We start from the raw sequence: 14,714 nt of genomic DNA, 5'->3' as shown, positions 1-14,714 counted from the left end.
CAGGAAGCAATTATGCAACTTAACGACTCTACCCTGTTCCGCCAGCAGGCCTTTATCGATAGTGACTGGCGCGACGCGCGCGGCGGCGATGTCATCCCCGTGAGCAACCCCGCCAACGGGAAACCGCTCGGCAATGTGCCCAAAATGGGGGCGGAAGAGACGCGCGACGCCATCAACGCCGCCAATCGCGCCCTGCCCGCCTGGCGCGCGCTCACCGCCAAAGAGCGAGCCAATATCCTGCGTCGCTGGTTCAATCTGATGATGGAACATCAGGACGATTTGGCGCGTCTGATGACGCTGGAACAGGGCAAACCGCTGGCGGAAGCGAAAGGCGAAATTAGCTACGCCGCCTCGTTTATTGAATGGTTCGCCGAAGAGGGGAAACGTATCTATGGCGACACGATTCCAGGTCATCAGGCCGATAAACGGCTGCTGGTGATTAAACAGCCCATCGGCGTCACCGCCGCGATTACCCCGTGGAACTTTCCCTCGGCAATGATCACCCGTAAAGCCGGCCCCGCGCTGGCCGCAGGCTGCACAATGGTACTCAAACCCGCCAGCCAGACGCCGTTTTCCGCGCTGGCGCTGGCGGAACTGGCCCGGCGCGCCGGAATTCCCGCAGGCGTATTTAACGTCGTTACCGGTTCGGCAGGCGATATCGGCGGCGAGCTGACCAGCAACCCGCTGGTACGCAAACTGTCGTTTACCGGCTCGACGGAGATTGGCCGCCAGCTAATGGAACAATGCGCCAAAGACATTAAAAAAGTGTCGCTGGAGTTGGGCGGCAATGCGCCGTTTATCGTCTTTGACGATGCCGATCTGGATAAAGCCGTCGAAGGCGCGCTGGCTTCGAAGTTTCGCAACGCCGGGCAGACCTGTGTCTGCGCCAATAGATTGTATGTTCAGGACGGCGTTTACGATCGTTTTGCGGAAAAACTCAACCAGGCGGTAAATAAGCTCGCGGTCGGCGACGGCCTGCAAGCCGACGTCGCTATCGGGCCGCTGATTGATGAAAAAGCCGTGGCGAAAGTCCAGGAGCATATCGCCGACGCGCTGGAAAAAGGCGCCCGCGTCATTACGGGCGGTGAAGCGCACAAATTGGGCGGCAACTTCTTTCAACCGACCATTCTGGCGGATGTCCCTGATAACGCGAAAGTCGCCAAAGAAGAGACATTCGGGCCACTCGCGCCTCTGTTCCGCTTCAGCGACGAGGCGGATGTCATCAGGCAGGCTAACGATACCGAGTTCGGCCTGGCAGCCTATTTTTATGCTCGCGATTTAAGCCGCGTTTTCCGCGTCGGCGAAGCGCTGGAATACGGCATCGTCGGTATTAATACCGGCATTATCTCCAACGAAGTCGCGCCTTTCGGCGGTATTAAGGCCTCCGGATTAGGCCGTGAAGGTTCCAAATACGGCATCGAAGATTATTTAGAAATCAAATATATGTGCATCGGCCTTTAACAGGAGAGTCGCTAATGAATACCAATAACGCTTTAATGCAGCGCCGTCATAACGCCGTTCCTCGCGGCGTGGGCCAGATTCACCCGATTTTCGCCGAGCGGGCGGAAAATTGTCGGGTCTGGGATGTCGAAGGCCGTGAGTATCTCGATTTCGCGGGCGGCATTGCCGTCCTGAACACCGGTCATTTACATCCGGGCATTGTTTCAGCGGTCGAAGCGCAGCTGAAGAAATTGTCGCATACCTGTTTTCAGGTGCTGGCCTATGAACCGTATCTGGCGTTGTGCGAACGCATGAACCAGAAGGTACCGGGCGATTTCGCCAAAAAAACGTTGCTGGTCACGACCGGTTCAGAAGCGGTTGAAAACGCCGTGAAAATCGCCCGCGCGGCGACAAAACGCAGCGGCGCTATCGCGTTTAGCGGCGCTTACCACGGTCGTACCCACTACACGCTCTCTCTGACCGGGAAAGTACACCCGTACTCTGCTGGTATGGGATTGATGCCAGGCCATGTCTACCGCGCGCTTTATCCTTGCCCGCTACACAACATCAGCGACGACGACGCGATCGCCAGCATTGAACGCATCTTTAAAAATGATGCCGCGCCGGAAGATATCGCCGCCATTATTATTGAGCCGGTACAGGGCGAAGGCGGATTTTACGCCGTCTCTCCCGCGTTTATGCAGCGACTGCGCGCGCTATGCGACCAACACGGCATTATGTTGATTGCCGACGAAGTGCAAAGCGGCGCGGGCCGGACCGGTACGCTGTTCGCCATGGAACAGATGGGCGTTGCGGCAGATATTACCACGTTTGCGAAATCGATCGCCGGCGGCTTTCCGCTGGCAGGCGTTACCGGCCGGGCAGACGTGATGGACGCTATCGCGCCGGGCGGTCTGGGCGGCACCTATGCCGGAAACCCGATTGCCTGCGCCGCCGCGCTGGCGGTACTGGACATTTTCGAGCAGGAAAATCTACTGCAAAAGGCAAATACGCTTGGCAAAACGCTGCGCGATGGCCTGATGGAGATAGCGGAAACGCACCGTGAGATTGGCGACGTGCGCGGACTGGGCGCCATGATCGCCATTGAGTTGTTCGAAAATGGCGACCCCGGCAAACCGAACGCGGCTCTGACCGCCGACATTGTGGCCCGCGCCCGCGAGAAAGGGTTAATTCTGCTCTCCTGCGGTCCTTACTACAACATCTTGCGCATCCTCGTTCCACTCACTATTGAGGCCTCGCAGATTCGGCAAGGCCTGGAGATTATCGCCCAGTGCTTTGATGAGGCGAAACAAGCGTAATGTCCAATAAGCAGCGTCGGATGGCGACGTAACTGTCTTATCCGGCCTACAAAAACCGTTTCGATTGTAGGCCGAATTAAGCCAGGCGCCATCCGGTAAACGAGCGCAATAACAATAAAGAGGTTTTAGGATGGGGCAATTGTCAGAATCACATGCATTAGGGGGCGGGCTGAAATCACGCCACGTCACCATGTTATCGATCGCCGGCGTCATCGGCGCCAGCCTGTTTGTCGGCTCCAGCGTGGCGATTGCGGAGGCCGGCCCTGCGGTACTGCTGGCCTATCTGTTCGCAGGACTTTTAGTCGTCATGATTATGCGAATGCTGGCTGAAATGGCCGTCGCCACGCCGGATACCGGTTCTTTTTCCACCTATGCGGATAAAGCGATCGGCCCCTGGGCCGGGTATACCATCGGCTGGTTATACTGGTGGTTTTGGGTGCTGGTTATTCCGCTGGAGGCCAATATTGCCGCCATTATTCTGAATTCATGGATACCGGGTATTCCGGTGTGGCTATTTTCATTAGTGATTACGCTTGCCTTAACCGGAAGCAATTTATTGAGCGTCAAAAATTACGGCGAATTCGAATTCTGGCTGGCGCTATGTAAAGTGATTGCTATCCTGGCGTTTATCGCGCTGGGCGCGACGGCGATTAGCGGTTTTTATCCATATGCCGAGGTAAGCGGTATCTCCCGGCTATGGGATCACGGCGGTTTTATGCCTAACGGCTTCGGCGCGGTGTTAAGCGCCATGTTGATCACCATGTTCTCTTTTATGGGCGCGGAAATCGTCACTATTGCTGCCGCGGAATCCGATACGCCGGATAAACATATCGTACGCGCCACCAATTCTGTTATCTGGCGAATTTCCATCTTTTACCTGTGTTCCATTTTTGTGGTGGTGGCGCTGATCCCGTGGAATATGCCGGGTCTGAAAAGTGTAGGTTCGTACCGTTCGGTACTGGAGCTGCTTCATATTCCGCACGCAAAATTCATTATGGATTGCGTGATTTTGTTGTCGGTGACCAGTTGTCTGAACTCCGCATTATATACCGCGTCCCGGATGCTCTATTCCCTTAGCCGCCGCGGCGATGCGCCTGCGATAATGGGAAAAACTAACCGTAGCAAAACGCCCTGGGTGGCGGTTCTCCTCTCTACCGGCGCGGCCTTTTTAACCGTTGTCGTCAATTATTACGCCCCGGCAAAAGTGTTTAAATTTCTTATCGACAGTTCTGGCGCCATCGCGCTGCTGGTCTATCTGGTGATTGCGATTTCGCAATTGCGGATGCGTAAAATTCTGCTGGCGCAGGGCGGAGAAATTAAGCTGAAAATGTGGCTTTATCCGTGGCTCACCTGGCTGGTTATCGGCTTTATCTGCTTTGTTCTGGTGGTGATGCTATTTCGACCAGCACAGCAACTAGAAGTCATTTCGACGGGGCTGTTAGGGCTGGGCATAATAGGTACTGTCCCCATTATGTCTCGCTGGAAAAAACTGATAAGGTGGCAAAAAGCCCCCCTGCAAAACCTACGTTAGTTATTCCCGGCGTCAGCCGGGAAGCTTCTCAGGAGTAAAAGATGACCGCCCTTTCCCAACCGACGGCCATAGATGGCTATCGCTGGCTTAAAAATGACATTATTCGCGGCACTTATCAGCCGGATGAGAAACTGCGGATGAGTTTATTAACCGCCCGCTATGCGCTCGGCGTAGGGCCGCTGCGCGAGGCGCTGTCGCAACTGGTGGCGGAACGGCTGGTCACCGTGGTGAATCAAAAAGGCTATCGCGTGGCATCCATGTCAGAGGCGGAACTCCTCGATATTTTTGACGCGCGCGCCAATATGGAAGCGATGCTGGTACGCCTGGCGATTGAACGCGGCGATGATGCGTGGGAAGCGGAGATCCTGGCGCGAGCGTATATGCTCAGTAAACTGGAAGCCAGCGATGCCAGTGAACATATGCTCGATGAATGGGACCAGCGCCACCAGGCGTTCCATTCCGCCATTGTCGCCGGGTGCGGCTCCCACTATCTGCTACAGATGCGTGAACGCTTATTTGACCTGGCGGCCCGCTACCGCTTTATTTGGTTACGTGAAACCGTTCTGTCCGTCGAGATGCTGGAAGATAAACATATTCAGCATCACACGCTAACCGAAGCGATACTGGCGCGCGAGGCGGCACGCGCCAGCGAATTAATGCGTCAGCATTTGCTGACGCCGATTCCCATTATTCGCCAGGCGATGGCAGGAAAAATGTAGCCTGGCGCGGCCTGATAGCCATTATTCTTCAGGAATACGCAACACTTGTCCCGGATATATTTTTTCCGGGCTTTTCAGCATCGGTTTATTTGCCTCGAAGATTTTATTATACAGATTGGCGTTACCATACACTTGCTTTGAAATAGCGCTCAGGGTGTCGCCTGATTTTACGGTATAAAACTGACTTTCAGCCGCTGGCGTCGTGGTTTTAACCTGATCGTCAACGCTGCTAATCCCGGCGATATTCCCCACGGCAACCAGAATTTTTTCTTTTGCCTCCTGACTCAGCCCATCACCCGTCACTGTCGCTTTTCCATCCGCAATTTGCACATTCACTTTGTCAGCGTCGGGTATTCCCGTTTTATTTAAATGTTCCTGGACTTTTTTCGCCTGATCGTCCTTATCATGATTAGCGGTTACCGCGTCCCAGAGTTTTTCACCTGCATCTTTTACAAAATTGAAAAGTCCCATATTCACCTCGCTTGTCAAAAATACACACAAAGAAAAGTGTAGCAGAGGGAATGAGGTTATCCTGATAAGCGGCGCTTATGCGCCGCCGGTGGCCGGTAATTAATGACGCATCTGAACCCAAAATGCGTGGATAAGCCCCGGAATATATCCGAGTAATGTCAGCAGGATATTAAGGATAAATGCCCAACCGAACCCTTTTCCTAAAAGTACGCCGAGCGGAGGCAAAATAATCGTAAATACAATTCTCCAGAAACCCATATACACTCCATACAAGCAAAATTAGTCATTGTTTAAAAAGAGATTTTATCTCTAAGCATAGTCAGTTTACCTGAGCCTGCCAGTCGCGCGCCGCGCTTTTACCCTCCTTTACGCTTTTTACGCTGGCATCAGGTTGACGTTTATTTTAGAATTAACTAAATTTAGAAAATGCTTAAATAACTATGACAGAGCTTGAACAACTTCAGGCCAGCGCAGAACAGGCGGCGGCCCTGCTCAAAGCGATGAGCCACCCAAAAAGATTACTGATTTTATGTATGCTTTGCGGTTCGCCAAAAACCAGCGCAGGCGAACTGGCGCGCATTACCGGGCTAAGCCCCTCCGCGACATCGCAACATCTGGCGCGGATGCGGGAAGAAGGGCTGATTGATAGTCAACGCGATGCCCAGCGCATTCACTATTTCATTAAAAATAAGGCGGTTAATACGATTATCGCCACGTTAAAGAATCTCTATTGTCCATAAGGAGGCACGATGTCCATTGGGATAGTTTCCCCCCGTGAGGCGCAAGCGCTGATAGCGCAAGGCGCGAAACTGATTGATGTGCGCGACGCCGATGAATATCTGCGCGAGCATATTCCACATGCGCAACTGGCGCCGCTCTCCCGGCTTGAACAGGGCGATTTGCCCGCCAACCTGCGAGCGGAACAGATTATTTTTCACTGTCAGTCAGGTAAACGAACCAGCAGCAATGCAGCAAAACTACAGGCCATTGCCGCCCCTGCTCAGGTCAGTCTACTGGAAGGCGGTATCGACGGATGGAAAGCGGCAGGATTGCCCGTCACAGAAGACAAATCGCAACCGTTGCCACTGATGCGTCAGGTGCAAATCGCCGCCGGCGGGTTGACGTTGCTTGGGGTGATTCTGGGCTATACGGTCCACGGCGGCTTTTTCCTCATTAGCGGTTTTGTCGGGGCCGGGTTAATGCTGGCAGGCATGACCGGCTTCTGCGGAATGGCGCGACTACTGGAAAAAATGCCCTGGAATACCCATACTCATTAAGCGGTACCTTCACCACGCGTCGGTAAGTGTGTAGTAGACTGAAGGCGGGTTTATAGCATTGTTCAACAGGAGGGCGTGATGTTCACACCAGGCGATTTTGTACAGCCCCGAATGGGGGGGCCGAAACTGAAAGTGATTGAAGTCAACGAGGATCATATTGTCGCGGTACAGGCCAGCAATGAGCAGGGCGAAAAATTGATCCTCAAAGCGGAAGATGTCACCCCCTATTGCGAAGAGGGCGATTTTGGCGTGTGCTGATTTATCAGAATGAGCATGGCGCAACGTTCCCTGAGTCCCGGTTAATAGAGACAGGAAACGAAGCGCCATCCGTTAAAGGTTATCCGTGATTAGATTAAGAAATCATCCAGAGATTTCCCCGCCGCCAGCGCCTGGGCAATCGGTTTAGGCGTACGACCTTGTCCGGTCCAGGTTTTTTCTTCGCCATTGAAATCAGTAAAACGATACTTTGCCGGACGCGGCTGGCGCTTTTTAGCAGAACGCGGCATTGCTGAATCCATGGCAAATAACTCTTCCGGGTTAATACCGTCTGCTTTCATCAGCTCCAGAAAGGCATTAATTTTCTCCTGCTTCTCGGCAAGCTGGCGTTGCTGCAATTCTTCTTCTTCGCGTCTTTCTTTAGTGACAACCCTGAATTTTTCGAGCATTTCTTCAAGAACGTCAATGGAGAATTCGCGAGCCATAGCACGCAGCGTGCGGATATTATTTAAGTTCTGTAACATCAAATTCATATCAATAAAAACCTTTTAACGCAGAAAACAAAAAACTATTACAGGCGGTATTGTATGCGATTATTGATTATATTTCCAGATCCTAAAGTTCATACAGATATACTCAGTATAACTCCATTAATTATATTAATCTGTTAACCAGAAGGTTATATTCATTACCCCCTGTGTATTTCAGGTTATTCTGCCTACGGTATATCTGTAGGTTTCCCGTTCAGCTGTTTATACCCTTCATACTTCAAGTTGCTTATGTGTTGGCTACGGATTACCCGGCCCATCCATGGGCCTCGCCCTGACGGGCCGTCGCACGCGACGTTCAAATCTGCTCCCGGCAGATTTGCCGCTCACCCCAGTCACATCGTTATCTATGCTCCTGGTGACTCACTCTCTTGCCGCCTTTAAGCAATTCGAAATCCATAGAATATATAGCGTATTGCGTATCTCAGTAGCCACGGTGACCCTCACGGTGGCTGACCTTATACAGAAGTGAATATTTCAGCACAATAATAGATTAACCATTCAAAAATCATCATCAGAGCTTTATGCTAAAAATCAGCCTGCAATAGCTATAATTATGCTGAGAAAAGTAGAGCGCGTGCCGTTAGCCGAGAATACATCGCATCTGACAACATTTGGAATGTGGCTGAAAATCGCCAGAAAAACAATGCATTATAATACATTGATTTAAAAGTAATTAATGACTAACAACAACGAAAATCTCGCCGCGAGCAAAAAACACACAATCGTAGAGTATTTTATCGACAAAAAGCCTATAAATAAAAATATTACACTAGTTGATAGTTATTATATAGGGATATACTCTATGCAAAGACAAAAGTGCTTTATGATTTCACTACCAACCATCACTTCATTCTGATCGATACGCTACAAGGAGCATTAACATGTTCTCTCCACAGTCACGCTTGCGTCATGCCGTAGCAGACACGTTTGCGATGGTTGTTTACTGTTCTGTTGTGAACATGTTGATCGAGATATTCCTCTCCGGAATGAGCTTTGAGCAGTCGCTTTCTTCCAGGCTGGTGGCGATACCTGTCAACATTTTGATTGCATGGCCATACGGCGTTTACCGCGATCTGATTATGCGCGTCGCGCGTAAGGCAAGCCCGGCGGGATGGGCCAAAAACCTGGCGGATGTATTGGCTTATGTCACCTTTCAGTCACCCGTTTATATTATCATCTTGCTGACCGTCGGCGCCGGCTGGCATCAGATAGTGGCCGCCGTGAGTTCAAACATTGTTGTTTCAATGTTAATGGGCGCGGTTTATGGCTACTTCCTGGATTATTGTCGTCGCCTGTTTAAAGTGAGCAGCTATCATCAGGCTAAGGCATAAGTTAACGTCGCGACTGGCATTGCCAGTCGCGCTTTTAGTCGCTTTTTTCGTCGCCAAAAAGCCCGTTCAGATAACGTTCTAACGCTATTCGGGAGCTAAAGCCGTGGGGAATACCGTAATGTTCGTGGGTCTCGCCGCCTAAATAGAGCGGAAAATTTTGGTAGTGATCGCAGGTTTTAATATCCGAAGCCGGGTCAGCCAGTGATGAGCTACGGTCTTTTAATCTGGGGTGAATGATCAGCGCGGTACGCCCCATACGCGCCTCGCGGTTAACATAAACATAATTCTCGCCGCGTCGATAACCATACGTCTTATTCGTCACCACATCGACGGTAAACCCTGCCTTTTCCAGTACCCGCGCCACCTCGTCAGGTCGTAAATACATATTTTATCCTCATTCTCTTTTACTGCGGGCTTACCTTACCCGATAGCGCGTTATCAACGCTTTCAGAAAAGTCCAGAAACGCATGATATCGCCGTAACAAGCCTCAGCAGGTAAAAATATGAACTACACTGAAAGCTACATCGAAATCAATGGAGGATCATATGCTTAACAAACCGAACCGAAACGACGTCGATGATGGTGTTCAGGATATTCAGAATGATGTCAATCGATTAGCCGACAGTCTGGAAGATGTCCTTAAATCCTGGGGAAGCGATGCGAAAGACGAAGCCGAGGCTGCGCGACGTAAAGCACAGGCGTTGTTGAAAGAGACCCGGGCGCGGATGCAGGGTCGTACTCGCGTAAAACAAGCCGCCTGTGATGCGATGGGGTGCGCGGATACGTTTGTGCGTGAAAAACCCTGGTGTAGCGTAGGAACCGCCGCAGCGGTAGGGATTTTTATCGGGGCGCTGCTCAGCCTGCGTCGCTAACGACGTGCGTTGCCGGATGGCGACATACTTTATTGGGCCTGCATCATTGCCGCAGGCCCAGGTCGCGCCATTCGGCGAAACGGTTACTGTATCGCCTGTCGCAGCTGCCATGCGACCTGTTTCGCCATGCCAGCGGAAGTAATATTGGTAAACGACAGTAAAATGCCCCCCTTTCCTGACGAAACCACTCACCAACGGCTTAGCGCCTGTACCGCCAGTCCGGCCTGATTCGCTTTCGCTACCTGCGCTTTATCATCGCCTTCAACCTCAATAACCAATTGAATACCGCCTTTCTGTAATGTCACGACAAATCCCTGTTCTGCCAGCGCCTCTTCAATCCATAACCGTCGCTGAGCATAATGTTGGCGCATCTTTTTCAGATGCCGCCAGAAATGGCCATCACGGATAAAATCAGCCAGCGTGTGCTGCCATAACAACGGTACGCTACAGGGCATCAGCGACGCCTGCTGGCGGAAATGCTCAATCTGCTTTATCGGCACCACCAGCCAGGCGGTACGTAATGCCGGAAAGAGCGACTTACTGAACGTTCCGGCGTAAATCACTCGCTGCGGGGCATCCAGACTCTTGAGCGGCGGAAGCGGTTTACCGTGATAACGAAATTCGCTGTCGTAGTCATCTTCAATAATCCAGGCCTGCACATTCGCCGCCCATGCCAGAAGTTGCCGTCGGCGAGTTAACGACAGCGCTACCCCCAACGGACTTTGGTGGGCGGGCGTCACCAATGCAAAGCGCCCCTGCGGGCAATCCCGCATCCCCGCCGCGACATTCAGCCCATCGGCATCGACCGGAATCGGCGCCAGCGTAATCCCCTCCTGCGTTATCACCGGGCGAATTAACGGAAAGCCGGGATCTTCCACCCACATGCTGTCTCCCGGCACAGACAATGTACGCAGGATCAGCCGCATAGAATCCGCATATCCGGAGGTAATAAATACCTGTTCCGGCAGACATTCAATGCTACGCGAAACCCGCAGGTAATCGACTATCGCCTGGCGCAAAATCGCCTCGCCGCAGACGTCGCCTAATGCCAGATCGAAGCGCGTCTGCGTGCGCAACCGACGCCCCATCACTCGCGCCCACTTCTCGCGTGGAAAGAGATCCAGCGCCGGTAACCCCATCTGAAAGGGTTTCGGTTCCGGACTTTCTCCGGCAAAAACAGCGGGTATCGGCGGCGCCGTCTCAAACCGTAGAGCGTTGCTCACAAACGTGCCTGCCTGGCCACGTCGCTCCAGCCAGCCCTGCGCCACCAGCTCGCCATAGGCATTTTCCACCGTGGCGCGAGAAACGCCCAGTTCCTGCGACCACGTCCGACTGGACGGCAAACGCGTTCCGGGCGCGAGTTCTCCTTGCTCAATGGCCGTTTTTAACTGACGAGCGATGTGCTGATAGCGCGGCATATGGTCTGCTTTTTCTGTAAAAATATGGCTCTCTTTTACAGACCATTATAGTGCTACAGTGCTCGTCATCAACACGAGGAGACACATGATGACGACGTTACGCCAACCCTATTATGAACTGAGCCCGGAGGTTTACAGCGCTCTGGTGCAGGCGAAAAACGCGCTGGAAAAGAGCACGCTTGACCTCACTCTGATGGAGCTGATTTACCTGCGTGTTTCGCAAATAAATGGTTGTGCATTTTGCCTGGAGATGCACAGTAAAGCGCTGCGTAAGGCTGGCGTAAATCAAGCTAAATTAGATGCGCTGGCAGGATGGCGGGTAAGCCACCATTTCAGCGAGCAAGAGTGCGCGGCGTTAGCCTGGGCGGAATCGGTGACGCACATTGCTGAAACCCACGCCGAAGATAATGTTTACCTGCCGCTGCTCGATCATTTCAGCGCGCGTGAAATCAGCGATCTGACCTTCGCCATCGGTTTAATGAACTGCTTTAACCGTCTGGCGATCGGTATGCGAATGTGACGCATTGTTGCCGGATGGCGCTGATGTCAGCCAACTCTGTTATGCGTGAACCTGCAGGCCGGATCGGGTGTTCACGCCGCCATCCGGCAAAAATTAGCCATGCCGCCCCTACCCCGCTGCGTTCATCAGCGACGTTAAAACCAATCGAAAATTCCCATATCTTGTATGGTTGAATCTTAATTCAACTACATCTAGTATTTCCTGTATCAACATCCGACAATCCGACGCGTTTCATCGCGCCGTTTTCTCATTTTAAATGGAAATACGAATCATGAGCATTACTATTTACACTCGCAATAACTGTGTTCAGTGCCACGCCACAAAGCGGGCGATGGAAAGCCGTGGATTTGAATTTGAGATGGTGAACGTCGATCTGGTGCCGGATGCAGCGGATACGCTCCGGGCGCAAGGATTTCGTCAATTACCGGTGGTGATGGCGGGCGATTTGAGCTGGTCTGGCTTCCGCCCGGACATGATTAACCGTCTGCACCCGACACCCCACGCGGCAAACGCATGAGCGCGCTCGTCTACTTCTCCAGCAGCTCTGAAAATACGCACCGTTTTATGCAGCGTCTGGGGCTGCCTGCCACGCGTATTCCGCTCAATGAACGGGAGCGAATTCAGGTAGACGAACCGTACATTCTGGTTGTGCCGTCATACGGCGGCGGCGGGATGGCCGGTGGGGTGCCGCGACAGGTGATCCGCTTTTTAAATGATGAACACAACCGGGCGCGCATTCGCGGCGTTATCGCCTCCGGTAATCGCAATTTCGGCGATGCCTGGGGATGCGCTGGCGATGTGATAGCACAAAAATGCGGCGTTCCCTGGCTGTACCGCTTTGAGCTCATGGGCACACAACGCGACATCGATAACGTCCGAAAAGGAGTAAATGAATTTTGGCAACAACTATCCCGGAGCGCGTAATGCAGGAAACCATGGATTACCACGCCCTGAACGCGATGCTGAATCTTTATGATAAAGCAGGCCATATTCAGTTCGACAAGGACCAGCAGGCGATCGACGCCTTCTTTGCCGCCCACGTCCGCCCGCATTCCGTGACGTTTGCCAGCCAGCATGAACGTCTGGAGACGCTGGTTCGGGAAGGGTATTACGATGACGCTGTCCTCGCGCGTTACGACCGCGCCTTCGTCCTCCGCCTGTTCGAGCACACCCACGCCAGCGGCTTTCGCTTCCAGACGTTTCTTGGCGCCTGGAAGTTCTATACCAGTTACACGCTGAAAACCTTCGACGGCAAACGTTATCTGGAACACTTTGAAGATCGGGTGACAATGGTGGCGTTGACGCTGGCGCAGGGTGACGAAACGCTGGCCACCCAACTGACCGATGAAATGCTTTCTGGTCGCTTTCAGCCTGCTACCCCGACTTTTTTAAATTGCGGTAAACAGCAGCGTGGGGAACTGGTCTCCTGCTTCCTGCTCCGTATCGAAGACAATATGGAGTCGATCGGGCGAGCGGTGAATTCGGCGCTGCAACTCTCCAAACGCGGCGGCGGCGTCGCGTTTTTACTCTCCAATCTGCGCGAGGCGGGCGCGCCGATCAAACGCATTGAGAATCAGTCTTCCGGCGTGATCCCGGTGATGAAAATGCTGGAAGACGCATTTTCGTATGCCAACCAGCTTGGCGCGCGCCAGGGGGCCGGCGCGGTTTATCTCCATGCGCACCACCCGGATATTCTGCGTTTTCTGGATACCAAACGGGAAAATGCTGACGAAAAAATCCGGATCAAAACGCTCTCTCTCGGCGTGGTGATCCCGGATATCACCTTCCGGCTGGCGAAAGAAAACGCGCAAATGGCGCTCTTTTCGCCCTATGACGTACAACGACGCTACGGCAAACCGTTTGGCGATATCGCCATTAGCGAACGGTACGATGAATTAATTGCCGATCCACACGTGCGTAAAACCTATATTAACGCCCGTGACTTTTTTCAAACACTGGCGGAGATTCAGTTCGAATCCGGGTATCCCTACATCATGTTTGAAGATACGGTAAACCGCGCGAATCCCATTGCTGGTCGCATTAATATGAGCAATCTGTGCTCGGAAATTTTACAGGTCAATAGCGCCTCCCGTTACGACGATAACCTTGACTATACCCACATCGGGCATGACATCTCCTGCAATCTCGGCTCGCTGAATATCGCTCACGTCATGGATTCACCGGACATTGGTCGTACCGTAGAAACCGCTATTCGCGGCCTGACGGCGGTGTCGGACATGAGCCATATACGCAGCGTGCCCTCAATAGCCGCCGGTAATGCCGCCTCTCATGCCATCGGTCTGGGCCAGATGAATCTGCATGGCTATCTGGCGAGAGAAGGCATTGCCTACGGTTCGCCGGAGGCGTTGGATTTCACCAATCTCTATTTTTACACCATTACCTGGCATGCCGTGCATACTTCAATGCGGCTGGCCCGCGAACGCGGCAAAACCTTCGCCGGATTTGCGCAGTCGCGCTATGCCAGCGGCGACTATTTTACGCAGTATTTACAGGACGACTGGCAACCGAAAACGGCGAAAGTCAGGGCGCTATTTGCCCGCAGCGGCATTACGCTGCCCACACGAGAAATGTGGCTAAAGCTGCGCGACGATGTGATGCGCTATGGCATCTATAACCAAAATTTGCAGGCGGTGCCGCCGACCGGTTCGATTTCTTACATTAATCATGCGACTTCCAGCATTCATCCGATTGTGGCCAAAATTGAGATTCGCAAAGAGGGCAAAACCGGGCGTGTGTATTACCCCGCGCCGTTTATGACCAATGAAAATCTGGACATGTATCAGGATGCCTACGATATCGGTCCGGAAAAAATTATTGATACCTATGCCGAGGCCACGCGCCACGTCGATCAAGGACTGTCGCTCACCCTGTTTTTCCCCGATACCGCCACGACCCGCGATATCAACAAAGCGCAGATCTATGCCTGGCGAAAAGGTATTAAGTCACTGTATTACATCCGGCTTCGCCAGTTGGCGCTGGAAGGTACTGAAATTGAAGGCTGCGTATCCTGCGCGCTATAAGGAAAGC

Annotated in this window: 17 protein-coding genes and 1 pseudogene; 13 read left to right on the top strand and 5 right to left on the bottom strand. The window is 52.6% G+C overall.

Annotated elements, in window-relative coordinates; all coding sequences use genetic code 11:
- Positions 1 to 12 precede the first annotated feature (12 nt).
- From gabD to csiR, 4 genes are all read left to right on the top strand, one after another.
- On the top strand, positions 13 to 1,461 hold the full coding sequence (gene gabD, locus NA197_RS07455; RefSeq protein WP_064043571.1) for an NADP-dependent succinate-semialdehyde dehydrogenase: 1,449 nt from the start codon (positions 13 to 15) through the stop codon (positions 1,459 to 1,461).
- A gap of 14 nt (positions 1,462 to 1,475) precedes the next feature.
- Positions 1,476 to 2,759 carry a 4-aminobutyrate--2-oxoglutarate transaminase gene (gene gabT, locus NA197_RS07450; RefSeq protein ID WP_001095565.1) on the top strand — a complete coding sequence of 428 codons (1,284 nt, stop codon included), beginning with the start codon at positions 1,476 to 1,478 and terminating at the stop codon, positions 2,757 to 2,759.
- Positions 2,760 to 2,889: 130 nt separating this feature from the next.
- Positions 2,890 to 4,290 (top strand): GABA permease, encoded by a 1,401-nt coding sequence (gene gabP, locus NA197_RS07445; RefSeq protein WP_000531288.1) that lies wholly within the window; start codon positions 2,890 to 2,892, stop codon positions 4,288 to 4,290.
- 41 nt (positions 4,291 to 4,331) lie between these two features.
- Positions 4,332 to 5,009 carry a DNA-binding transcriptional regulator CsiR gene (gene csiR / locus NA197_RS07440; RefSeq protein WP_064043572.1) on the top strand — a complete coding sequence of 226 codons (678 nt, stop codon included), beginning with the start codon at positions 4,332 to 4,334 and terminating at the stop codon, positions 5,007 to 5,009.
- Between the two features lie 21 nt (positions 5,010 to 5,030).
- Here csiR and lysM read toward each other — a convergent pair whose 3' ends face one another.
- Both lysM and NA197_RS07430 read right to left on the bottom strand, forming a co-directional pair.
- Positions 5,031 to 5,480, bottom strand: a complete 450-nt coding sequence (gene lysM, locus NA197_RS07435) for a peptidoglycan-binding protein LysM (protein ID WP_000522406.1) — start codon at positions 5,478 to 5,480, stop codon at positions 5,031 to 5,033.
- Between the two features lie 99 nt (positions 5,481 to 5,579).
- Positions 5,580 to 5,738 (bottom strand): YqaE/Pmp3 family membrane protein, encoded by a 159-nt coding sequence (locus tag NA197_RS07430; RefSeq protein ID WP_000508175.1) that lies wholly within the window; start codon positions 5,736 to 5,738, stop codon positions 5,580 to 5,582.
- Between the two features lie 182 nt (positions 5,739 to 5,920).
- Between NA197_RS07430 and NA197_RS07425 the strand changes: the two genes are divergently transcribed.
- The 3 genes from NA197_RS07425 to NA197_RS07415 all read left to right on the top strand — a co-directional run bounded on the left by NA197_RS07425 (position 5,921) and on the right by NA197_RS07415 (position 7,015).
- Positions 5,921 to 6,220 (top strand): ArsR/SmtB family transcription factor, encoded by a 300-nt coding sequence (locus tag NA197_RS07425; protein ID WP_000137434.1) that lies wholly within the window; start codon positions 5,921 to 5,923, stop codon positions 6,218 to 6,220.
- Between the two features lie 9 nt (positions 6,221 to 6,229).
- On the top strand, positions 6,230 to 6,757 hold the full coding sequence (locus tag NA197_RS07420) for a rhodanese family protein (protein ID WP_064043573.1): 528 nt from the start codon (positions 6,230 to 6,232) through the stop codon (positions 6,755 to 6,757).
- A 78-nt stretch (positions 6,758 to 6,835) separates the two neighbouring features.
- Positions 6,836 to 7,015, top strand: coding sequence for a hypothetical protein (locus NA197_RS07415; protein WP_000494935.1), 180 nt, complete (start codon positions 6,836 to 6,838; stop codon positions 7,013 to 7,015).
- Positions 7,016 to 7,104: 89 nt separating this feature from the next.
- On the opposite strand, the gene stpA is transcribed toward NA197_RS07415, so the two are convergent.
- Positions 7,105 to 7,506: a DNA-binding protein StpA gene (gene stpA / locus NA197_RS07410; protein ID WP_001051100.1), complete on the bottom strand. Its 402-nt coding sequence runs from the start codon at positions 7,504 to 7,506 to the stop codon at positions 7,105 to 7,107.
- Between the two features lie 899 nt (positions 7,507 to 8,405).
- On the opposite strand from stpA, the gene alaE reads away from it, so the two are divergent.
- Positions 8,406 to 8,855: an L-alanine exporter AlaE gene (gene alaE / locus NA197_RS07405; RefSeq protein ID WP_000492669.1), complete on the top strand. Its 450-nt coding sequence runs from the start codon at positions 8,406 to 8,408 to the stop codon at positions 8,853 to 8,855.
- Positions 8,856 to 8,889: 34 nt separating this feature from the next.
- Here the strand turns inward: alaE and NA197_RS07400 are convergent, their stop codons facing one another.
- A complete protein-coding gene (locus NA197_RS07400; RefSeq protein ID WP_000281304.1) occupies positions 8,890 to 9,240 on the bottom strand; it encodes a DUF2002 family protein in 351 nt (116 codons plus the stop codon).
- 161 nt (positions 9,241 to 9,401) lie between these two features.
- On the opposite strand from NA197_RS07400, the gene NA197_RS07395 reads away from it, so the two are divergent.
- Complete coding sequence (locus NA197_RS07395) at positions 9,402 to 9,728, top strand: DUF883 domain-containing protein (protein ID WP_001519557.1); 327 nt, start codon at positions 9,402 to 9,404, stop codon at positions 9,726 to 9,728.
- Between the two features lie 83 nt (positions 9,729 to 9,811).
- Here the strand turns inward: NA197_RS07395 and NA197_RS07390 are convergent.
- A pseudogene (locus NA197_RS07390) lies at positions 9,812 to 11,146 on the bottom strand (PLP-dependent aminotransferase family protein).
- A gap of 88 nt (positions 11,147 to 11,234) precedes the next feature.
- On the opposite strand from NA197_RS07390, the gene NA197_RS07385 reads away from it, so the two are divergent.
- From NA197_RS07385 to nrdE, 4 genes are all read left to right on the top strand, one after another.
- Complete coding sequence (locus NA197_RS07385; RefSeq protein WP_000209807.1) at positions 11,235 to 11,666, top strand: carboxymuconolactone decarboxylase family protein; 432 nt, start codon at positions 11,235 to 11,237, stop codon at positions 11,664 to 11,666.
- A gap of 271 nt (positions 11,667 to 11,937) precedes the next feature.
- Positions 11,938 to 12,183, top strand: a complete 246-nt coding sequence (gene nrdH / locus NA197_RS07380) for a glutaredoxin-like protein NrdH (protein WP_000028870.1) — start codon at positions 11,938 to 11,940, stop codon at positions 12,181 to 12,183.
- Positions 12,180 to 12,590: a class Ib ribonucleoside-diphosphate reductase assembly flavoprotein NrdI gene (gene nrdI / locus NA197_RS07375; protein ID WP_064043574.1), complete on the top strand. Its 411-nt coding sequence runs from the start codon at positions 12,180 to 12,182 to the stop codon at positions 12,588 to 12,590. Before nrdH ends, nrdI begins: the two co-directional genes overlap by 4 nt.
- Entirely contained in the window at positions 12,590 to 14,707 is a 2,118-nt protein-coding gene (nrdE, locus tag NA197_RS07370) for a class 1b ribonucleoside-diphosphate reductase subunit alpha (protein ID WP_371062072.1), read from the top strand. Before nrdI ends, nrdE begins: the two co-directional genes overlap by 1 nt.
- Positions 14,708 to 14,714: the final 7 nt, after the last annotated feature.

This window comes from Salmonella sp. NW884 (assembly GCF_051700745.1).
Classification (GTDB): Bacteria; Pseudomonadota; Gammaproteobacteria; order Enterobacterales; family Enterobacteriaceae; genus Salmonella; species Salmonella enterica.
This window is presented reverse-complemented; position numbering and strand designations above follow the sequence as displayed.